Annotated in this window: 16 protein-coding genes; 10 read left to right on the top strand and 6 right to left on the bottom strand. The window is 73.3% G+C overall.

Annotated elements, in window-relative coordinates; all coding sequences use genetic code 11:
* The first annotated feature begins 148 nt into the window (after positions 1-148).
* A complete protein-coding gene (locus EIZ62_RS09625; protein ID WP_156692291.1) occupies positions 149-721 on the top strand; it encodes a hypothetical protein in 573 nt (190 codons plus the stop codon).
* Between the two features lie 374 nt (positions 722-1,095).
* Here EIZ62_RS09625 and EIZ62_RS09620 read toward each other — a convergent pair whose 3' ends face one another.
* The 3 genes from EIZ62_RS09620 to EIZ62_RS09610 are packed head-to-tail and all read right to left on the bottom strand — an operon-like array spanning position 1,096 to position 3,222.
* Positions 1,096-1,668 (bottom strand): cob(I)yrinic acid a,c-diamide adenosyltransferase, encoded by a 573-nt coding sequence (locus EIZ62_RS09620; protein WP_156692290.1) that lies wholly within the window; start codon positions 1,666-1,668, stop codon positions 1,096-1,098.
* A 13-nt stretch (positions 1,669-1,681) separates the two neighbouring features.
* Entirely contained in the window at positions 1,682-2,431 is a 750-nt protein-coding gene (locus EIZ62_RS09615) for an ABC transporter permease (protein ID WP_156692289.1), read from the bottom strand.
* A gap of 8 nt (positions 2,432-2,439) precedes the next feature.
* Positions 2,440-3,222, bottom strand: coding sequence for an ABC transporter ATP-binding protein (locus EIZ62_RS09610; RefSeq protein WP_156692288.1), 783 nt, complete (start codon positions 3,220-3,222; stop codon positions 2,440-2,442).
* 84 nt (positions 3,223-3,306) lie between these two features.
* On the opposite strand from EIZ62_RS09610, the gene EIZ62_RS09605 reads away from it, so the two are divergent.
* The 4 genes from EIZ62_RS09605 (at position 3,307) to EIZ62_RS09590 (ending at position 8,479) form a co-directional block, all read left to right on the top strand.
* Positions 3,307-3,948, top strand: coding sequence for a TetR/AcrR family transcriptional regulator (locus tag EIZ62_RS09605; protein ID WP_156696303.1), 642 nt, complete (start codon positions 3,307-3,309; stop codon positions 3,946-3,948).
* Between the two features lie 155 nt (positions 3,949-4,103).
* Positions 4,104-4,952 carry a 3-hydroxyacyl-CoA dehydrogenase family protein gene (locus EIZ62_RS09600; RefSeq protein ID WP_156692287.1) on the top strand — a complete coding sequence of 283 codons (849 nt, stop codon included), beginning with the start codon at positions 4,104-4,106 and terminating at the stop codon, positions 4,950-4,952.
* A gap of 151 nt (positions 4,953-5,103) precedes the next feature.
* The gene (locus EIZ62_RS09595) at positions 5,104-5,427 is read left to right on the top strand and encodes an STAS domain-containing protein (RefSeq protein ID WP_031073773.1); all 324 of its coding nucleotides are present in this window, start codon (positions 5,104-5,106) and stop codon (positions 5,425-5,427) included.
* Between the two features lie 229 nt (positions 5,428-5,656).
* Positions 5,657-8,479 carry an ATP-binding protein gene (locus EIZ62_RS09590; RefSeq protein ID WP_156692286.1) on the top strand — a complete coding sequence of 941 codons (2,823 nt, stop codon included), beginning with the start codon at positions 5,657-5,659 and terminating at the stop codon, positions 8,477-8,479.
* 61 nt (positions 8,480-8,540) lie between these two features.
* Here EIZ62_RS09590 and nucS read toward each other — a convergent pair whose 3' ends face one another.
* Positions 8,541-9,203, bottom strand: coding sequence for an endonuclease NucS (gene nucS, locus EIZ62_RS09585; RefSeq protein WP_208827845.1), 663 nt, complete (start codon positions 9,201-9,203; stop codon positions 8,541-8,543).
* 221 nt (positions 9,204-9,424) lie between these two features.
* Here nucS and EIZ62_RS09580 point away from each other — a divergent pair, with 221 nt between their 5' ends.
* On the top strand, positions 9,425-9,817 hold the full coding sequence (locus tag EIZ62_RS09580; protein WP_156692284.1) for an SCO5389 family protein: 393 nt from the start codon (positions 9,425-9,427) through the stop codon (positions 9,815-9,817).
* A 152-nt stretch (positions 9,818-9,969) separates the two neighbouring features.
* On the opposite strand, the gene EIZ62_RS09575 is transcribed toward EIZ62_RS09580, so the two are convergent.
* Positions 9,970-11,004, bottom strand: coding sequence for an LLM class flavin-dependent oxidoreductase (locus EIZ62_RS09575; RefSeq protein ID WP_156692283.1), 1,035 nt, complete (start codon positions 11,002-11,004; stop codon positions 9,970-9,972).
* A gap of 207 nt (positions 11,005-11,211) precedes the next feature.
* Between EIZ62_RS09575 and EIZ62_RS09570 the strand changes: the two genes are divergently transcribed.
* From EIZ62_RS09570 to EIZ62_RS09560, 3 genes are all read left to right on the top strand, one after another.
* Entirely contained in the window at positions 11,212-11,541 is a 330-nt protein-coding gene (locus tag EIZ62_RS09570; protein WP_156692282.1) for an ATP/GTP-binding protein, read from the top strand.
* A gap of 184 nt (positions 11,542-11,725) precedes the next feature.
* Entirely contained in the window at positions 11,726-12,985 is a 1,260-nt protein-coding gene (locus EIZ62_RS09565) for a cysteine desulfurase-like protein (protein WP_156692281.1), read from the top strand.
* Between the two features lie 55 nt (positions 12,986-13,040).
* The gene (locus tag EIZ62_RS09560) at positions 13,041-13,796 is read left to right on the top strand and encodes a thioesterase II family protein (RefSeq protein WP_156692280.1); all 756 of its coding nucleotides are present in this window, start codon (positions 13,041-13,043) and stop codon (positions 13,794-13,796) included.
* A 164-nt stretch (positions 13,797-13,960) separates the two neighbouring features.
* Here the strand turns inward: EIZ62_RS09560 and EIZ62_RS09555 are convergent, their stop codons facing one another.
* Positions 13,961-15,154: an aromatic ring-hydroxylating oxygenase subunit alpha gene (locus EIZ62_RS09555; protein ID WP_156692279.1), complete on the bottom strand. Its 1,194-nt coding sequence runs from the start codon at positions 15,152-15,154 to the stop codon at positions 13,961-13,963.
* Positions 15,155-15,481: 327 nt separating this feature from the next.
* Here EIZ62_RS09555 and EIZ62_RS09550 point away from each other — a divergent pair, with 327 nt between their 5' ends.
* Positions 15,482-21,181, top strand: coding sequence for a type I polyketide synthase (locus EIZ62_RS09550; protein ID WP_244375586.1), 5,700 nt, complete (start codon positions 15,482-15,484; stop codon positions 21,179-21,181).
* Positions 21,182-21,235: the final 54 nt, after the last annotated feature.

Genomic DNA, 21,235 nt, shown 5'->3' with positions numbered 1-21,235 from the left:
TCCATCCAACACGCTGGGTGCCGCCCCGACCTCCCCGTGCGGGCGGAACGCCGACTACATCGAAAGATGCAGTACGGATTCGTCAGCGGCGACGACGCACCGGCGCCCGGCGGCCGGGAGCCTGGAGGAGCAACGAAAGGAGAGTGCCGTGGTCGTCGCGCTCATCGTGATCTGCGAAGTGGGGTTCTGGGTGCTGCTGGCCGCCGGCCTCGCCACCCGCTACCTGCTGAGAATGCCCCGCACCGGCGCCGCGCTGCTGCTGTGCGAGCCGCTGCTGGAGGTCGTCCTGCTGGTCGTCACGGCGATCGACCTCAAGAACGGCGCCGACCCGAGCTGGAAGCACGGACTGGCCGCGCTGTACATCGGCTACACCGTCGGCCACGGGCACCGGACCGTGAAGTGGCTCGACGGCCACGCCGCGCACCGCTTCGGCGGCGCCCCCCGGCCGGTCCCGCCGCCCCGCTACGGCATGGCGCGCGCCCGGCACGAGGGCCGGATCTGGCTGGGCACGCTGCTGGGCGCGGGCGTCGCGACGCTCCTGCTGTGGCTCGCGATCCTGTACGTCGGCGACGCGGGCAGCACGGGCTCGCTGGAGAGCTGGATCGGCACGGCGTGGCGGGCGGCCGGCATCCACGGCGTGATCGCGGCGTCGTACGCGATCTGGCCCCGCAGGGCCCCGGCCCCGGACCCCCGCGAACCGGTCACGGCCGACCGCCACTGAGCACCGCCGTGCCCCCACCCACCGCCCCGCACCCGGCGACGTACCCGGGGTGGGGCCGTGCAGGGTCGCCCCCGCAGGGGTTGGCGGCGTTACCGGGGCTCCCTATCCCCGTAACCCGAGGCCGCCGGCCCCGAGGAGGCGAGCCCGGAGGGGCCACGCCCCACCCCCCACGCACCGCCCCGGAGCGAACCGAGAACAGGCACCCGCCCGGTCCCGTTGTGCCCACCCTCCCCCAAGCTCTCGGCTTCGCTCGAGCAGGGGGGACCCCCATCGCCCTGCGGGACGATTGCCCACAACGGGGGGTGGGAGTTCCGGGACGATTGCCCACAACGAGACCGGCGGGGGCGATTGCCCACAACACGACCAGCGTGGCGTCAGCGTTCGCCGCCCGGGACCCACAGGATGTCGCCGACTTCCTTGTTGGCCGTGCGGGCCAGGATGAAGAGCAGGTCGGACAGCCGGTTGAGGTACGTCGCCGTGAGGGCGTTCATCGTCTCGCCGTGCACTTCCAGCGCCGCCCACGTCGAGCGCTCGGCGCGCCGGACGACCGTGCACGCCTGGTGCAGCAGGGCCGCGCCCGGGGTGCCGCCCGGGAGGATGAAGGAGCGGAGCTTCTCCAGCTCCTCCAGGAACCTGTCGCAGTCCGCCTCCAGCTTGTCGACGTAACCCTGCTCCACCCGCAGCGGCGGGTACTTCGGGTCCTCGACCACCGGCGTCGACAGGTCCGCGCCCACGTCGAACAGGTCGTTCTGGACGCGGACGAGGACCTTGACGACCTCCGGGTGGAGGTCGCCCAGCGCGATCGCGGTGCCGATGACCGCGTTGGCCTCGTTGGCGTCGGCGTACGCCGCGATCCGCAGGTCCGTCTTGGCCGTGCGGCTCATGTCGCCGAGTGCCGTCGTGCCTTTGTCGCCGGTGCGGGTGTAGATGCGCGTCAGGTTGACCATGGGGTCAGCCTAGTTACGCCCCGGCCCTCCGGAACACTCGTGTGCCCACCGTCACGGCCAGTGCGGCGAAACCGGCGGAGACGAGCACTCCGTACAGCATCGTGGGGCCGGCGTACTCGCCCACGTACGCCGCGCGCACCGCGTCGACCATGTAGCGGAAGGGCATGAGGTGCGACAGCACGTCGAGCCAGAACGGCGCCAGGGCCATGGGCAGCATAAGGCCGGACAGGAGCATCGCCGGCATGCTCACGGCGTTGATGACCGGCCCGAACTCCTGCGGCTTGGAGATCTTCAGGGCTATCGCGTAGGACAGGGACGCCATCGCGACCGTGAGGGCGGCGGCGAACGCGAAACCGATCAGAATGCCGGCCAGCGGGGCGCGCAGCCCCATGACCACGGCGGCGAGCACGAGCAGCACGGCCTGGACGATGAAGACCGCGGTGTCGCGCAGGACCCGGCCGAGCAGCAGCGCGAGCCGGCTGACGGGGGTGACGCGCATCCGCTCGACGACCCCCATCTCGTTCTCGATGATGATCCCGAATCCGGCGAACGACGCGCTGAAGAGACCGAGCTGGAGGAGGAGGCCGGGAACGAGGATCTGCCAGGAGTCGCCTTCGGCGCCGAGCGGTAGGTCGGTCAGCAGCGGGCCGAAGAACACCAGGTAGAGCAGGGGCATCAGGAGGCCGAAGAGCCACTGCAGCTTGGAGCGGACGGTCTGGCGGGCGTACCGCCCGAAGACCAGCGCGGTGTCGTGGAACAGCACGGGAGCTCCTAGATGGCCACGGGGGCCGCGTCGACGGGCGCGGGTCCGCGTCCGGTGATGGCGAGGAAGGTGTCCTGGAGGGACGCGGCGGCCGATCCGGCGTACCGCTCCTTGAGCGCGGTCGGGGTGCCTTCGGCGACGACCGCGCCCTTGTCGACGACCACGAGCCGGTCCGACAGTTCGTCGGCCTCGTCGAGGTAGTGGGTGGTGAGGAAGACGGTCATGCCGTGGGTGTCGCGCAGCCGGCGCACCAGCTGCCACAGGTCGGCGCGGCTGCCGGGGTCCAGGCCGGTGGTGGGTTCGTCGAGGAAGAGGATCTCGGGGCGGTGCGTGAGTCCCATGGCGATGTCCAGGCGTCGCCGCTGGCCGCCGGAGAGCGCCGCACAGGGGCGGTCCAGCAGGGCGTGGAGGTCGAGTTCGCGGGCCAGCTCGTCGGCCCGGGCGGCCGCTTCGGCCTTGGACAGGCGGTAGAAGCGGCCCTGGGTGACCAGTTCCTCGCGTACGGAGATGCTGAAGTCGACGCCGCCGGACTGGGCGACGTATCCGATGCGCTGCCGGACGCCTACAGGGTCGGCGGCCAGGTCGCAGCCCGCTACGGTGGCGGTGCCGCCGGTCGGCGGGAGGAGGGTGGTGAGCATGCGCAGGGTGGTGGTCTTGCCCGCTCCGTTGGGGCCGAGGAAGCCGAGGATCTCGCCCGCTTCGACGGCCAGGTCGATGCCGCGGACGGCTTCGACGGGGCCGCCGCGGGTGCGGAAGGTGTGGGCCAGTCCGGCCGTTTCGATGATGGGCATGCCAGTAGGAAAACAGAGTCACTGAAACTTTGCAACGACTCCAAGTTTTAAGCGTCTCCAGAAAGCTAGGATGAAGGCATGGCGGTGACCGAAGGCCTGAGGGAGCGCAAGAAGCGGCAGACCAGGCAGCACATCTCCGACGTGGCCACGGGGCTGTTCCTGGAGCGCGGGTTCGACGCCGTGACGATCGCGGAGATCGCCAAGGCGGCCGACGTCTCCGTCAACACGGTGTACAACTACTTCCCCGCCAAGGAGGACCTCTTCCTCGACCGCGTCGAGGACGTCATCGACCGGCTCTCCCGGTATGTACGCGGCCGCCGGTCCGGTGAATCCGCCGCCGCCGCGGTCCTGCGTGAACTGCGTGCGGCCGTCGTGGGCCAGTCGCCCGCGATCGGCCTCTTCGCCGGCTGGGCCGACTTCATGCGGGTCATCACCGACGCCCACGCGCTGCGCTCCCGCCTCTGGGCGATCCAGCACGAGGTCCTCGCGGACCTCACCACCACGCTCGCGCAGGAGACCGGCGCCACGGACGGCGACCCGATGCCCACCCTCGTCGCCGGGCAGCTCTCCTGGATCCACGGCACGCTCATGGGCTGGATCGGCACCGAGATGGTCAAGCGGCGGGACGTCGCCGAGGTCGCCCGCGAAGCGCTCGGTCTGCTCGACGAGATGGAGGAGCTGATGGGGCGCAAGGTGCTGGAGTACGCCGTGAGGCCGGCCGAGTGACCCGGCTCACGGGCGGCCGGCTCACCCCGCGGCCCGTATCGATGTGATGTCCGTCATCTGAGACGTGACGCGCATCTCTTCGGCGCCACAGTGCCGTGCGCGCCCGCTAACCTCCGCGAAGAGCCGAATTGTAAACGGGTGTTAAGGGGAAGATCGTGGCCAGGAAGCTCGCCGTCATCGGGGCCGGACTCATGGGGTCCGGCATCGCGCAGGTCTCCGCCCAGGCGGGCTGGGAGGTCGTGCTGCGCGACGTCACCGACGCCGCCCTGACCCGCGGCACCGACGGCATCAAGGCCTCGTACGACAGGTTCGTCGCCAAGGGCAAGCTCGAAGCCGCGGACGCCGAGGCCGCCTTGGCCCGCATCACCACGACCACCGACATGGAGGCCGTCGCCGACGCCGACGTCGTGGTCGAGGCCGTCTTCGAGAAGCTCGAGGTCAAGCACGAGATCTTCCGTACGCTCGACAAGCTCGTACGCGACGACGCCGTCCTCGCCTCCAACACCTCCGCCATCCCGATCACCAAGATCGCCGCCGTGACGGAGCGCCCGGAGCGCGTGGTGGGCACCCACTTCTTCTCGCCCGTGCCGATGATGCAGCTGTGCGAGCTGGTACGCGGCTACAAGACCAGCGACGAAACCCTCGCCACCGCCCGCGAGTTCGCCGAGTCGGTCGGCAAGACCTGCATCGTCGTCAACCGCGACGTCGCCGGCTTCGTGACGACCCGTCTCATCAGCGCCCTGGTCGTCGAGGCCGCGAAGCTGTACGAATCGGGCGTCGCCTCCGCCGAGGACATCGACATCGCCTGCAAGCTGGGCTTCGGCCACGCCATGGGCCCGCTCGCGACCGCCGACCTCACCGGCGTGGACATCCTGCTCCACGCCACCGGCAACATCTACACCGAGTCCCAGGACGAGAAGTTCGCACCGCCGGAGCTGATGCGCCGGATGGTGGACGCGGGTGACATCGGTCGCAAGAGCGGGCAGGGCTTCTACAAGCACTGAGCCGTCTCGACCCCCTCACCATCACCCCTCGGGGTGAATTCGGTATCGGTTCGCTTACAAGGCGCAACTGGTCCGGCGGTGAGGCAGTCAGTTGTTGCATAGAAGTACGTGACGACGAAAGACGCAGACGACGCACTCTCGGGGAGCGCATATGCACATCAGGGGCGACCACGCCGAGCTGGTCGTCGGGGGCCGCCTCGACGTCCGCAGCGCGGCGGACGCCCGTACGGTCCTGCACTCGGCCGTCGACGACGGAGCCGGCGACCTGGTGCTCGACCTGACCGGCCTCGACTCCTGGGACGCCACGGGCCTCGGGGTCATCATGGGCGCCCACCGGCGAGCGGGCCGCTGCGGCCGCCGGCTGGTGCTGCGGGGCGTACCGCCCCAGATGCAGCGCCTGCTGGTGGCCACCCGGCTGCACCGCATCCTCGCCATCGAGGGCGGCATCGCCGCCGAAACGTTGCCCCGGGTGTAACGGAAAGAGCACGGCCCACCGCAGCATCAAGCGCGTAATCCTCACAAGAAGGTGACGTCTTGGGCGCCGTGCCACCCCGGCTCTTCATTCATACTGAGCGAACGTCTAGGGTTCGGTCGCCTGCCGAATGACGGACCCACCCGGCGGGCACCGGACCAGAAGCGACAGCGGGCGTGCGACAAGGCCGGGAGGGGCTTTTCCGCGCACCACGCTTTTGGGGGCTTTCACCATGGACCCGATCAACCGGGGACCGGAAGACTTCGGCCACGACGACGGCCGCCCGCGCACCCCGCGCGACGGCGGCCCCGCGCACGCGTTCGGGCAGGGCGGCACCCCGCCGGGCCCCGCCCGCACCACCCAACTCGTCTCCGGCGACCTCCTGCTCACCGTCAACCCGATAGACGGCAGCGAGATCGAACCGTGCCCGCCCGGACGCCTGCCCGAACCGCCCGGCCGCCGCACCCCCGAGGAGCGCGCCGAGCTGTCCCGCACGTCCGGCCCGCCCGTACCGCCCGGCCCCGCCGCTCCGCCACTGCCGCTCCTGGAGCGCCAGGAGGAACGCGAGCGGCTCGTCCGGCTGCTGTCCCGGGGCCGCTCCGTACGCCTCACCGGCCCGGCCGGCTCCGGGCGCACCGCGCTGCTCGACGCCGTCGCCGCCGACTGCGCCGACCTCGCCCCCGACGGTGTGGTCCGCCTCTCCGGCCACCACCGCACCCCCACCGAGCTGCTGTACGAACTGTTCGCCACCGTGCACCGCTCACCGGCCCACCGCCCCGACCGCGCCGGGCTCCAGGCCGCCGTCCGGGGCATCGGCGCCGTCGTCGTCCTGGACGACCTGGAGTTCGGCGGCGCCGCGCTGGACGAGCTGCTCGACGCCACCCCCGAGTGCGCGTTCCTGCTCGCCGCCACGCCCGACGTCGCCGCGCCCACCGCCGACTGCCCCCTCGAAGAGGTCTTCCTCCCCGGGCTGGAGCGCGGCTCCGCGCTGGAGCTGCTGGAGCGCGGTGTCGACCGCGCCCTGACCGACGACGAGGCGAACTGGGCCGGCGACCTCTGGTTCGAGTCCGAGGGCCTGCCGCTGCGCTTCGTCCAGGCCGGCGCCCTGCTGCGGCAGCGCGACGAACTGCGCGCCGGCCCGTCCGGCGACGACGACGAGGACAGCGTCTTCACCGACGTCCGCGAGGCACCGCTGCCGACCCTCGGCGACGGCGCGGCGCCCGCCCCGGTGCTGGCGTCCCGGCTCTCCGAGGCCGCCCGCGAGACCCTGCGCTTCGCGGTCGCGCTCGGCGGGGAGGTGCCGCACCAGGCGCACCTGCCGGCGCTCGTCAACGACACCCACGCGGACGCCGCGCTCGGCGAGCTGCTGCGCTGCGGGCTGCTGACCCCGGTCGGCACCCGCTACCGGCTCGCCCCGGGGGTCATGGCCCAGCTCGTGGCCAAGGGCTACGACGAGGGCGCCGCCGGCCGCGCCCACACTGCCGCCCACCACTACGCCTGGTGGGTCGGCCACCCGTCGGTCGGCACCGAGCGGGTGGCCGTCGAGGCGGACGCCGTACTGGCCGCGCTGACGGCGCTCGTGCAGGCCGCCGCGGACGCCGGCGGGCCGGGCCAGGGCGGGTCCGGTGCGGGAGCGGCCGGGGCGGCGGACGTCTTCGGCGGGCCGGCCGCCGACGCCGCGGACGACGAAGACCCCTCCCGCGGCGGGGGCGACGCGGAGGACGAGGAGGAGTACGCCGCCACCGCGGTCGCCCTCGCCCGCAGCGCGGCGCCCGCGTTCGCGGCCGGGTTGCAGTGGGGCGCCTGGGAGCGGGCGCTGCGGACCGGCGCGGAGGCCGCGCGGCACGCGGGCGAGGTGGCCGAGGAGGCCTACTTCCACCACGAGTTGGGTGTGCTCGCGCTGTGCGCCGGCAACCTGGACCGGGCCCGCGCCGAGCTGGAGGCGTCCATCGCCATGCGCGGTGCGCTCGCCGACAAGCGCGGCACGGTCGCCGGCCGGCGCGCCCTGGCGCTGGTCGCGGACCGGGAGCGCGGGGCGCTGCCGGGCGGCCGGACGGCGTCGGGCGAGGAGGTGCCCGCGGCGCGGTACGAGGAGTCGGCGTCCCCGCCCGGTGGTGTACCGGCGGGCGTGCCGCTCCAGAAGGCCGCGGGCCTGCCGGGGATCGGCGGCGGGGCGGCCGAGACGCTCGTCGCCCACCAGGAGCCGCCCGCCCCGGAGGCCCGGCCCGCGGCGCGGCGCACCATCCTGTCCGGCGCCCGGCGCAACCTGGTCGCCGCGGGCGCGGGCGCCGTACTCGCGGCGGTCCTGGGCACGATGGTGACCCTGGGAGCGACCTCCGGCGGCGGCGAGAACGGCAAGGACGGCACGGGCCGGGTCACGTCCGACCAGCCGGCCGGCGGGGACAGCGGGAGCGGTGGCGCCGACGCGGACGAGCCCGGGCAGGGCTCCACGCGGGACCCGGGCGACGGGGGTGGCGACAGCGGCGGCACGGGCGGCTCCGGTCCGGGTTCCGGCACCTCCGGCGCGCCCGGTTCGGCCGATCCCGGCGAGACGGGCACGGGCACCCCGTCCACCCCCTCGGGCGACCCCTCCGCCGCCACGGGCGGGACGACCACGGGCGGCGGTTCCCCGACCACGACGGGCGGCAGCTCGTCGCCGGCCACGGGCGGCAGCGGCTCGCCGACCACGGGCGGCAGTTCGTCCCCCACGACGGGCGGCAGCTCGTCCCCGACCACGGGTGGCAGCAGCTCGCCGACCACGGGCGGCAGCTCGTCGCCCACGACGGGCGGCAGCTCGTCGCCGACCACGGGCGGCACGGACCCGACGGGCGGTTCGACCACCGGTGACCCGAGCGGCGGGTCCACCACGGGCGACCCCACGGGCGGTTCGACCACGGGCGACACCACCGGTGGCTCCACCACGGGTGATCCCACGGGCGGCGGCGCCGGGGGCGGCACGAGCAGCGGCGGCACCGAGACCGGCGGGGCCGGCGGGGCCACCCAGAGCGCACCCGCCACGAGCAGCGGCCCGTCGCCGAGCGGGACGGACGCCTGACCCCTCGCACGGACGGCGGCCCCGGAGGAGACCGGGGCCGCCGTCCGCGGAGGAAAAAGGCTCAGAAGAGCCGCAGCTTGTCGTCCTCGATGCCGCGCATCGCGTCGTAGTCCAGCACCAGGCATCCGATGCCCCGGTCCGTCGCGAGCACGCGCGCCTGGGGCTTGATCTCCTGCGCGGCGAAGACGCCCTTCACCGGCGCCAGGTGGGGATCGCGGTTCAGCAGCTCCAGATAGCGGGTCAGCTGCTCCACGCCGTCGATCTCGCCGCGCCGCTTGATCTCCACGGCCACGGTCGTGCCGTCCGCGTCGCGGCAGAGGATGTCGACCGGCCCGATGGCGGTCGGGTACTCACGGCGGATCAGCGTGTACCCGTCGCCGAGTGTCTCGATCCGGTCGGCGAGCAGCTCCTGGAGGTGTGCTTCCACGCCGTCCTTGATGAGGCCGGGGTCGACGCCCAGCTCGTGCGACGAGTCATGGAGGATTTCCTCCATCGTGATGATCAGTTTCTCGCCCGCTTTGTTCACGACCGTCCAAACACGGTCGTCGCCCTCCTTGAGGGTGCACGGCGGCGACATCCAATTGAGCGGTTTGTACGCCCGGTCGTCGGCATGGATGGACACGCTGCCGTCAGCCTTGACCAGGATCAGACGGGGTGCGGAGGGCAGGTGGGCGGTGAGCCGGCCCGCGTAGTCCACGGAGCAGCGGGCGATGACGAGACGCATGGTCGGCAACGCTACAAGACGCACGCTCTTCCGCGCGATTCGGTCCTAAACTCCCCAACTCCCATGGCCGGTTGTACACCCAATCTCCTGGTGCGCTCCGGACAGCGCGCTTACCGTGGAAGCGGGAGGTTGTCGCTCGTGCACGCAGCGTGTCGTGCGGGGGGCGTCCTCCCTCCCTGCCCGTAAGGCCCCGGGGTCCCGGGGTCGCGAGAGGAGAACCCATGTCGCTCGACGTCTCACCGGCGCTGTTGGAACAGGCCGAGCGAGGCGAGGTCGACGAAGCCGACTTCGTCGACTGCGTCCGGACCTCCCTGCCCTACGCATGGGAGATGATCAGCTCTCTGGTGGCCCAGCTGAAGGTGGACGGTGGTGCGTTCGCCGACAACCAGACGCCGCCGCCGGACGAGCAGGCGCGCGGCCAGCTGCTGCGCGCACTGGCGAGTGACGCGATCCGGGGTGCGCTCCAGCGGCACTTCGGCGTCCGTCTGGCGTTCCAGAACTGCCACCGCGTGGCGGTGTTCCCGCTGGACTCCACGGTCGACGAGCGGCTCGCCCGCTTCACCTCCGTACGAGCCCAACTGCTGAACCAGTCGCCGACCCTGCGCGACTGCTGACGCCCGGGCGTGTCTTTTGGATCAGCCCGGCACGGTCCGAAAGACAGGCCCTGGGGGAGTGTCCGGAACCTCGCGCTTCGCGACACGACCTGGTGCTGCCGCTCCGTATCGCGGGAGGCGCGACCGGTGCAGGGGCGGCAGCATGGTGGCCGTCAGTCCAGCCGGGGGGCCACCTCCGCGCCCAGCCGCCGGACGTTCTCCTCCGTGGCCGCGACGTCCCCGGAGCCCTCGACGAGCAGAGCGAAGCGCGTGATGCCCGTACGCTCCGAGGTCGCCGCCAGCCGGTCCGCCGCCACCCGGGGCGAACCCACCGGGTGCAGCCGGCACAGCAGTTCGGTGTACGCGACGGGGTCACGCATCGTGCGGTGCCTGCCGTCGACGGTGACATGGGCGTCCAGCCCCTGTTTCAGCCAGCCCGGCATCGCCTTGAGCAGCGTCTCCGCCGCGTCCTCGGTGCGGTCGGCGATCTGCGCCACACCCGCCGACACGTGCCCCGCCGCGGCCGACGCGACCGCGTCCTGGGTGTGGCCGGCGGCCAGCGCCTCGCGCCGCCACAGGGCCACCACCTCGGCCTTCTCCTCGTCCCCGCAGTGCATCCCGAGCAGCATCGGCAGGCACCGCTCCGCCGCGAGCCGCACGCTCCGCGGGGAGGTGCAGGCCACCACCGTCTCCAGGGCGGCGTCCCCGTCGAGCAGCTCCTGCGGCCTGGGTACGACGGCGACCTCGCGGAACCGGTGGCGCGGCCCGTCCCCCGAGACGCGCGGCTCGCGCAGCCAGCGCAGCAGCAGGTCCAGCGATTCGGGGAAGCCCGACTCGTACGCCTCCAGGCCCGCGCCGAACACCTCCAGGTCCACCCACGGCCCGCCCCGGCCCACGCCCAGCGTGAACCGGCCGCCGGAGGTGACGTGCAGCAGCGCGGCCTGCTCGGCGAGCGCCACCGGATGGGCCGTCGGCAGCACGCTCACGGCCGTCCCCACCCGGATGCGGCGCGTCCGGCCCAGCAGCAGCGCGGCGAGCGTCACGGCGGACGGACACACGCCGTACGGCACGAAGTGGTGCTCGGCCAGCCATACCGAGTCCAGTCCGGCCTCCTCGGCCACCTCCGCCGACCGCACCGCCCGGTGCAGCGCCTCCCCCTGGCCCTGGCCGGGAAACTGGGCCGCCAGTACAAAAGTTCCCACACGCATCGCCTTATGCCTCCTTGACCGGCCGACGCGGCTCCCCTCACCGGCATCAACGTCTGGCAGGTGCCAAAGGCAACGGCCCGGCGGCAAGTTGTTGCGATTTTCCGGTAACTCGTACCGCTCACCCCCGCCGGACCGCACGACCACCCACCGTCGCGGGTCTTAGGCTGGACGGGCACATGTCCGCGCTCCGCCCCAGTGAGGTGTTCCGTGTCCCCGCGCCGCAACCGCCCCCGTGGCGGCGAGAAGCCGAACGAGAACAGCGGCGAGTCGGGCGACCGGTACGGGGGGTTCCAGCGCACCGAGTCCTGGCAGGGCGAGGAGTGGTCGGTCCGGCAGGTGGCGGGCGCCGCCGCCGGCGGCAAGCGGTACCGCTGCCCGGGCTGCGACCAGGAGATCCCGTCCGGCGTGCCGCACGTGGTGGCCTGGCCCGACTACGGCGGCGTGGACGACCGGCGGCACTGGCACAAGGCGTGCTGGAACGCGAAGGACCGCCGCACCACGAAGGTGCAGCGGTCCCGCAACGCGCCCCGCCACTGAGCGGCGGCGCGGGGCGCGTCCGGCTTGATTTCTCCATCTGTTCTGCCTGTACCGGACTCGAGGACCGGTGGATCATCGAGGTGAAACGGTCGGCGACAGGGACCGGCAGTGACGCCACCGGCGGGGGACGACGACGTCCGACTGGCGGGATGACGTCATCTTCCGCAGCGTAAACGGAGCGCCCGTGACGAACCTTCAGCCCTATGACATCGATGCCGTCCGCGCGCAGTTCCCCGCCCTCAAGGCCGGGTCCGCGCACTTCGACGGCCCGGGCGGCACCCAGATACCGCAGCCCGTGATCGACGCGATGGTGGACGCCCTCTCCGACCCGCTGTGCAACCGGGGGAGCAGTACCGCGGGCGAGCGCAACGCGGAGGCGATCGTCGTGTCGGCGCGCCGGGCGCTCGGGGACTTCCTCGGCGCCGACCCGGGCGGCATCGTCTTCGGGCGCAGCTCCACCCAGCTCCTCTACGACTTCTCCCGCACGCTGGCCAAGACCTGGCGGCCGGGCGACGAGGTGGTCGTCAGCCGCCTCGACCACGAGGCCAACATCCGGCCCTGGGAGCAGGCCGCCCAGGCCGCCGGGGTCACCGTCCGGTGGGCCGACTTCGATCCGGCGACCGGCGAACTCACCCCCGACCACCTGCGCCAGGTGCTCTCCGAGCGCACCCGTCTGGTCGCGGTCACCGCCGCGTCCAACCTGATCGGCACACGCCCCGACATCCGGGCGATCTCCGAGCTTGCCCACGGCGTGGGCGCCCTGCTGCACGTCGACGCGGCCCAGCTGAGCGCGCACGCCCGCGTCGACCTCGACGCGCTCGGCGCGGACTCCCTCAGCTGCTCCGCGTACAAGTTCCTCGGACCGCACCTCGGGGTCCTCGCGGCCCGTACGGCGCTGCTGGAGACGCTCAGCCCCGACAAGCTGCTCGCCTCGACCGACGCCGTTCCCGAGCGGTTCGAGCTCGGCATCCTGCCCTACGGCGTGCTCGCCGGCGTCCGTGCGACGGTGGACTTCTGGGCGGGGCTCAGCGGTCTGCGGCCCGCCGACGCCCCCCGGGCCGACCGTCTGACGGCGGCGCTGACGGCGGTGGAGGAGCACGAGGACCGGCTCCGAGTGCGGCTCGAAGGGGGCCTGGCCGCCCTCGGGGGCGTCACGGTGCACTCGCGGGCCGCCTTGCGGGCGCCCACCCTGCTGCTCACCTTCCCGGGCCACGACCCGCGCGAGGTGCACCGCCATCTGGCCGCCCGGGGTGTCGACACCGGGGTCGGGACCTTCTACTCGGCGGACGCCGCCCGGCGCCTCGGTCTGAACGAGGAGGGCGGGGTGCGGGTGGGCCTGGCGCCCTACACCTCCGAGGAGGACGTCGACCGGCTGCTGGAAGGGCTCGCCGCGCTGCCCGGGCTCGAGTCCGGCGCCGGCCGGCGGCTCGCCGGGCACCTGTGATCCCCGGCCGGCGAGGAAATTCCGCCGTGCCGATCCCCAAGGAACGGAAACCTCAATGAGCGAGATCGTGCTGGACGACGTCTGGATTCGTCAATTCGTGCCCGCGCCCACGGGTGCGACGCCGCTGGTGTGTTTTCCGCACGCCGGCGGATCGGCGAGTTATTTCCGTCCGCTTTCCCAGTCCCTGAAAAACAGGGCCCGGGTTCTCGCCGTGCAGTACCCCGGCCGGCAGGACAGGATCAGCCACCCTTTTCTGACGACGATCAGTGAATTCGCCGACGCCGCGTACACCGCGCTCGAACCACTGCTGAAAGAGCCCGTCGCCTTCTTCGGTCACAGCATGGGCGCGGCCATCGCCTTCGAAGTGACGAACAGGATGCGGGAGCGGCTCGGCACGGCGCCTTCGACGCTCTTCGTGTCCGGCCGGCGGGCGCCGTCCAGGGACCGGGAGAGCCGTATCCATCTGCTCGACGACCAGGGCCTGGTGGAGGTGCTGCGCAGTCAGAGCGGTACGGACGCGCGCATCCTGGAGGACCGGGACGTGCTGCGCATGATCCTGCCGCCGCTGCGCGCCGACTACACCGCCATTGAGACCTACCGGTACGACCCGGCGCGTCCGAAGCTGGACTGCCCCGTCGTCGCCCTGGCGGGTGTGGACGACGAGACCCTGACCGCCGAGGAGGCGGGGGCGTGGGCGGAGCACACGACCGGGCCGTTCACCCTGGAGACGTTCACCGGCGGGCACTTCTACCTGGCGGAGCACATCGACGAGGTCGCCGGCGTCGTGGACCGCGAGCTGCCGCGCCGGTAGCCGGGCGCGCACGCCACAGGGCGTACCGGAGGATTCGGTCCTCCGGTACGCCCGTGGTCGTGCTGCGCGTCGTGCGGGCCCGGCCCCCCACGGGCGGTCGCCCGTGGGGGGCCGGTGGCCGTCCCGCGCGGCGGGCGGGGACGGCCACCGGCCCCGGGGTCCGCTCAGCCGGTGGGCGCGTCCGCCCCGTCCTCGGCCGGAGCGGGCTCCAGGCCGAGGCCGTCGCCGCCGGCGAGCATGTCCTCGATGACGCGGTGGAAGTGCGCGATGATGCACTCCCGCTTGCTGAGGATGTTCGTCCGGTACGCGGAGGAGTGCGTGGTGGCGGCGACGTCGGTCCACTCGTCGATGTCCTGCTGGACGACCGCCTTGTAGATCTCCCAGAAGAAGTCGACCTGCCGCAGGTACTCGGGGTCGTCGTTCTCGTCCGTCTCGTAGCGCAGTTCCCACGCCTCGAACCGGGTCTTGGTGACGCCCAGCGGCACGGCCCGGAAGACCTGGGTGTGCAGGGCCTGGCAGTTGGCCACGGCGGTGGGGAAGAGCTGGTAGTTGCAGATCGCGTAGCGCGTGTGGTCCAGGGTCCGCAGGAGGTCCTCCAGCACGCCGAGGAAGGGGACGAAGTACATGCCGTTGCGGCCGTGCACGTGCATCGTCGAGTGGCGGGCGTCCTTGGCCTCCTTGCCGCCCATGCCGTGCAGCGCCTGTGCGTGGTAGTACTCGCTGAAGGCGTCGATGGCGACCTTCCAGTTGACGTCGACCTCCCACTCGACCTTCTCGACGAGCTTCATGTCCTCCATGCGGAAGGCCGCCAGGTCGTCCCGCACCTCGGGGGCTATCCAGTCCTTCAGCGGGCCGGCCACCCCGGGGCCGGCCAGGACCGCCCACACCCAGCCGCCCCACTCGTCGACGTCGACGGCCGGGGAGCAGAGGCCCGCCAGCATGGTGGCGTCGAAGTCGGGCCGGTCCGGGACGCCGGTGACCCTGCCCTCGGTGTCGTACGCCCAGTTGTGCCACTTGCAGGTGAAGCGGCGGGCTTTGGTGCCGCTCTCGGCGACGATCCGGGCACCCCGGTGCGCGCAGACGTTGTGGAAGCCGTCGAGGCCCCCGTCCTCGCGCCGGGTGATGACGATGCTCTCGCCGTGGCCCTCCCAGACGTGGTGGTCGCCCGGCTCGGCCACCTGCTCGGACCGGCAGATGATCTGCCAGCTGCGATTGAGGACCTTGATCCGCTCCTGCTCGTAGCGCTCGGGGTCGCGGTAGACCTCGGCGTCGAGAGTCGTGGGGCCGATGGCCGGAACGCCGGGGACGCCGGGGCCGAAGCGGGCGGGCAGGTTTCCTCGAGTGGGCTGGAATACCACGGTCGACCTCCGTCGGGTCAGTGCAATTTCCGGGTGTGTGTTCCGCGTCGGCGGGAAAGGACGGGAAGCAGGGCGGAGGTGCGCACAGAGCGATACGCGAATTTCCCCCGACGGGCAGGCTAGCCCTGGCTGTCAAGATAACTCAAGTGGCATCCGGATCGGTGGTCCCGAAGTGGTGGCGACGGGCTGACGGAACACAAATGGAATTCACTGTTCCGGATTTCTGTGGTTTCGCCGCCGGTTCTGCCTGTTCCGGCACTTCCCCGGCGTGGAGGCTTATGGACAAGGATTCCTTGCCATGCGGTCACCACGGGGGACGAGGTTTTGGTGAGCACAGAGGACAAACTCCGCGGCTATCTCAAGCGAGTCACCGCGGAGCTGCTGGAGACCCGCGAGCGTCTGGAGGCCGTCGAGAGCGGTGAACCCGTCGCGATCGTCGGGATGGCCTGCCGCTTCCCGGGCGGGATACGGACCCCCGAAGACCTCTGGCGGCTGCTGACCGCCGGCGGGAACGTGGTGTCCGGCACCCCGGACGACCGCAACTGGAACCTCGACGAACTCACGGTGCAGGGTCCGGACGGCACGGACACCCTGCGCACCTTCGGCGCCTTCCTCGACGACGCCACTGACTTCGACGCGGACTTCTTCGGGATCTCGCCACGCGAAGCGGTGGCCATGGACCCCCAGCACCGGCTCCTGCTGGAGACCGCCTGGGAGGCGCTGGAGCGGGCCGGAATCCCGGCCGACTCCCTGCACGGCAGCCGCACCGGCGCCTATATGGGGATCATCAGCGGCGACTACGCCGCCCACCTCACCGCCTCCGGCTCCGCCGGTCTGGACGGCTACTTCATCAACGGGGCGGGAGCCGCCTTCGCCTCCGGCCGCATCGCCTACACCCTCGGCCTCCAAGGCCCCGCCGTCACCATTGACACCGCGTGCTCGTCGGCGCTGGTCGCCCTGCACGACGCGTGCAGGGCGCTGCGCGGCGGCGAGTGCACCACCGCCCTGGTGGGCGGCGCGGCCGTCGTGTCGACCCCGGCGATGCTGGTCGAGTTCGGCCGCCAAGGAGGTCTCGCCCCGGACGGGCGGTGCAAGCCCTTCGCCGCCGGCGCGGACGGCACCGCCTTCTCCGAGGGTGTCGGCGTACTCGTCCTCGAACGGCTCTCCGACGCCCTGCGCGCCGGGCACGAAGTGCTGGCGGTTGTCCGGGGGACGGCGGTCAACCAGGACGGCGCCTCCAACGGCCTCACCGCCCCCAGCGGCGCTGCCCAGGAGCAGGTGATCCGCCAGGCCCTCGCAAACGCCCGGCTCACCCCCGACCAGGTCGACGCCGTCGAGGCCCACGGCACCGGAACCACCCTCGGTGACCCGATCGAGGGACAGGCACTGCTGGCCACCTACGGCGCTCAGCGCCGGGCCGGACGGCCCCTGCTGGTCGGTTCGGTGAAGTCGAACATCGGCCACACCCAGGCCGCGGCCGGTCTCGCGGGCGTCATCAAGACGGTGCTCTCCCTCCGCGCCGGTGTCCTGCCGGCCAGCATCGGCATCGACGAACCGACCCCGCACGTCGACTGGGACTCCGACGGCGTCGAACTGCTTCGGCGAAACACGCCGTGGCCCGATACCGGGGCGCCGCGCCGCGCCGGGGTCTCCTCGTTCAGCCTCAGCGGAACCAACGTTCACGCGCTGATCGAACAGGCGCCCCCGAGCACCCGCACCGACGTCGACCCCGCCGACCGCCCCGCGCCCGTCGCCACGCCCCTGCCCGCCGTCCCCTGGCTGCTGTCCGCCAGGTCCGCTCCCGCGCTGCGGGCCCAGGCCGCCCGGCTGCTCGACCACCTCGGGACCGAACCGGCCCTCGCGGACGCCGACATCGCCCTCACCCTCGCCACCGGCCGCTCCGCCCTGAAGCACCGCGCCGTCGTCGTCGGCGCCGACCGGCGGCAGCTCACCGCCGGGCTGACGGCGCTCGCGGCGGGGGAGACAGCACCGCAGCTGGTCCAGGGCGTGGCACCGGCGGCCGGCGGCCGGTCCGGCGCCGTCTTCGTCTTCCCCGGCCAGGGCCCCCAGTGGGCCGGCATGGGGAGGAGGCTGATGGACACGTCCCCCGTCTTCGCCGCCCGGGTGCGCGAGTGCCTCGACGAGTTCGACCGCCACCTCGACTGGTCGCTCGTCGACGTGCTGCGCGGAACGCCGGGAGCCCGCGCCCTGGACGAGGACGAGGTCGTCCAGCCCGCCCTGTTCACCATGATGGTCTCCCTCGCGGCGCTGTGGGAGTCCTGCGGCGTCCGGCCCACCGCGGTGGTCGGCCACAGCCAGGGCGAGATCGCCGCTGCCTGCGTGGCCGGGGCGCTGTCCCTGCCCGACGCCGTACGGATCGTCGCCCGGCGCAACCGGCCCATCAGGGCCGCGATCACGGGCCGCGGCGGTATGGCCTCGCTGCCCCGCGCGGTCGCCGACGTCGAGAAGCTGCTGGAGCGCTGGGACGGACGGCTCACCGTCGCGGCCGTCAACGGCCCGGCGGCCACCGCGGTCTCCGGTGACCTGGACGCCCTGGACGAACTGCTGGCCGTCTGCGAGGCCGAGGGGACGCCCGCGCGCCGCATCCCCATCGACTACGCCTCCCACTCCGCCCACATCGACGACGTACGGCGCGAACTCCTCGACACCATCGGCACGTTCCCGACGGGCGAGCTGAGAGTTCCCTTCTACTCGACCGTCACGGGCGGCCCCCTCGACGGCGCCGCGCTGACCGCCGAGTACTGGTTCGAGAACCTGCGCCGCCCCGTGGACTTCGCGGGCGCCGTGCGCGCCCTCCTCGCGGACGGGCACCGCACCTTCGTCGAGTGCGGCGCCCACCCGGTGCTGACCTACGGCCTGGAGGAACTCCTCCAGGAGGCGGGCGCCGAGGCGACCGTCGTCCCGAGCCTGCGGCGCGACGAGGGCGGACCGGACCGCTTCCTCACCTCGCTGGGCCTGCTGCACGCGGGTGGCGGCCCGGTCGACTGGCACGCCCTCCTCGCGGGCGGCGGAGCACGTCACGTACCTCTGCCCACCTACGCCTTCCAGCGGCGGAGGTTCTGGCTCGACGCCCCCGCCCCGTCCGCCGGGGACGTCCGGGCCGCCGGGCTGCACACCGTGGACCACCCGCTGCTGGGCGCCACCGTCGACCTGGCGGACGACGCGGGTGTGGACGGCGCGGCCGTCCACACCGGGCGGCTCGCGGCCGGGATGCACCCCTGGCTCGCCGACCACGCCGTCGCCGGCACACTCCTGCTCCCCGGCACCGCCACCGTCGAACTCGCCGCCCACCTGGCCGCCCGCACGGGCCCCGGCAGCGTCGAGGAGCTCATGCTGCACGCACCGGTCGTCCTGCCCGACGAGGGCGCCCTCACCCTCCAGGTGGCCGTCGGCTCCCCGGACGACTCCGGCCGCCGGGCGCTCACCCTGTACTCCCGCCCCGAGGACGGCCCCGCCGGTTCGCCGTGGACCCGGCACGCCCAGGGGACCCTGCGGCCCGAGGAGACCGCCCGCCCCGAAGGCGGCGCCTGGGACCAGCTGCGCGGCGTCTGGCCGCCGCCCGGGGCAATCCCGGTGGACGTCGACACCCTGTACGGACGGCTGGCCATCCTCGGGCTGTCGTACGGCCCCGCCTTCCGCGGACTGCGCGCCCTGTGGAGGCGCGGCGACGAGCTGTTCGCCGAGGTCGCCCCGGAGACGGCCGCGCTCACCGACGCGGCGGCCTTCGGCCCGCACCCCGCCCTGCTCGACGCCGCCCTCCACGCCGTGCTCGCCGACCGGCTCGACCGGGAGCCCGGCCCCGCGCCCCTGCGGCTGCCCTTCGCGTGGCGCGGCGTCACCGTGCACCGCACCGGCCCCACCGCCCTGCGGGTGGCCCTGCGCCATGAGGGCGACGAGCTCACGCTGCTGGCCGCCGACACCACCGGCACGCCGGTCGTGTCCGTCGAGGGGCTCACCGTACGGCCCGTCACCGCCGACCAGCTGCGGGCCACCGCGGACGCCCACCGGGACGCCCTCTTCCGGCTCGACTGGACGGCCGCCACACCGGCCGGCCCGGTGACCCGCCCCGAGCGGTGCGCGGTGATCGGCGGCGCCGGTGACCCGGCCCGCGCGTCCGGCCACCCCTACGCCGACCTCCCCGCGCTCCTCGCCGCGACCGGGGCCGGGACCCCGCCGCCGGAACTCGTGTTCGCCCCGGTGGCTCCCGTCACCGCCGCCGACGACGACGGGCAGGGCGGCGACGGTACGTCGCCGGACACGGCCGCGGCGGTCCGGTACACCACCGACCGGGTGCTCGGGCTCGTCCAGGAGTGGCTCCGGGACGACCTCCTGGCCGACTCGCGGCTGGTGGTCGTCACCCACGGCGCCGTGGCGCCGGCCGGCGACACGACCCCCACGGACCTCGCGGGCGCGGCGGTGTGGGGCCTGGTGCGCTCCGCCCAGGCCGAACACCCGGGGCGGATCGTCCTGGTGGACGCGGCCGGACCGGACCCGGTGGCCGCCGAGACGCTGACGGCGGCCGTGGCGACCGGTGAACCGGAGACGGCCGTCCGGGCCGGCACCGTCCTCGTGCCCCGGCTCGTACGCGTCCCGGCCGCACATGCCCCCGCCCCCGCCGAGGCGGACGGCCGGGGCACCACCCTGATCACCGGCGGCCTCGGCGTGCTCGGCGGCCTCGTCGCCCGGCACCTGGTGGCGGAGAAGGGCGTACGCGACCTGCTGCTCGTGGGCCGCAGGGGCACCGCCACGCCCGGCGCCGACGCCCTCGTCGCGGAACTCACCGCCCTGGGCGCGCACGTCACCGTGGCCCGCTGCGACGTGGCGGACCGCGACGCGCTCGCCGCGCTGCTCGCCTCCCTGCCCCCTGAGCGGCGGCTCACCTCGGTCGTCCACACGGCCGGTGTGGTCGACGACGGCATCGTCACCTCACTGACCCCCGAGCGCCTCGACCGCGTCCTGCGCCCCAAGGTGGACGCGGCGCTCAACCTGCACGAACTCACCCTCGGACACGACCTCACGGCGTTCGTGACGTTCTCCTCGCTGTCGGGCGTGCTCGGTCGCGCGGGCCAGGCCAACTACGCGGCGGCCAACGCCTTCCTGGACGCCCTCGCCCGGCACCGCCACCGGCTCGGCCTGCCCGCCACGTCGCTGGCGTGGGGCCTGTGGGACGAGAGCAGCGACATCACCGGGGACCTGGACGAAGCCGGCATGCGGAGGCTCGCGGCCCCCGGCATCGTCGCCATGCCGGCCGAGGAGGCCCTGGCGCTCCTCGACGCTGCGCTCGACGCCGCGCACGTCCACGACGCGCCCGAACTCGTCACCGCCCGCCTCGACCTCCCCGCGCTGCACGCCGCGGCCCAGGCCAGCGGTGTGCCGCCGGTGCTGCGCTCGCTCCTGCGGGTGCGGCCCGCCGCACCCGGCCGGGGCGGCGAGGGATCCGGCACCGGCGCGGACACCGACGGCCCCCTGCGTGACCGGCTCGCGGACCTGCCGGCCGCCGAACGGCTCGACGAACTCGTGGCGCTGGTCCGCGCCAAGGTGGCCGCCGTCCTCGGCCACGACGGGACCGGCGGTGAAACCGTCGACGAGGACCGCCCGTTCAAGGAACTGGGCTTCGACTCGCTCACCGCGGTCGAGCTGCGCAACCAGCTCGGCACGGTGACCGGCATCCGGCTCCCCGCCACCCTGGTCTTCGATTACCCGACCCCGGCGGCGCTCGCCACATTCCTGGACACCCACTTCCGGGACGGGAAGGCGGCGGCGAACGGGCCGGGCACGCCCGGCGCCCCGGCCGCCGAGGGTGCCGTCCACGAGGCCCTCGACAACCTGAGCGCGACCCTGTCGGCCACCACGCTGGACGACACCGCGCGCGAACACCTCGTGGCCCGGCTCAAGGAGCTGACGCGCACGTGGTCCGGAGCCCCCGGTTACCACGCCGCCCCCCTGGAGTCCGCCACACCGGAGGAACTCTTCAACCTGCTGGACGAACAGCTCGGGAACGCGTGACCGTGCCCCGACCCACCAGGCCGTACGACACATCATGTGGGAGTGAGACTGCAT

Origin of the sequence: Streptomyces ficellus, from assembly GCF_009739905.1 — a bacterium.
GTDB classification, from domain to species: domain Bacteria; phylum Actinomycetota; class Actinomycetes; order Streptomycetales; family Streptomycetaceae; genus Streptomyces; species Streptomyces ficellus_A.
The sequence above is the reverse complement of the archived record's forward strand: the minus strand, read 5'-3'. Positions and strand labels throughout refer to the sequence as shown.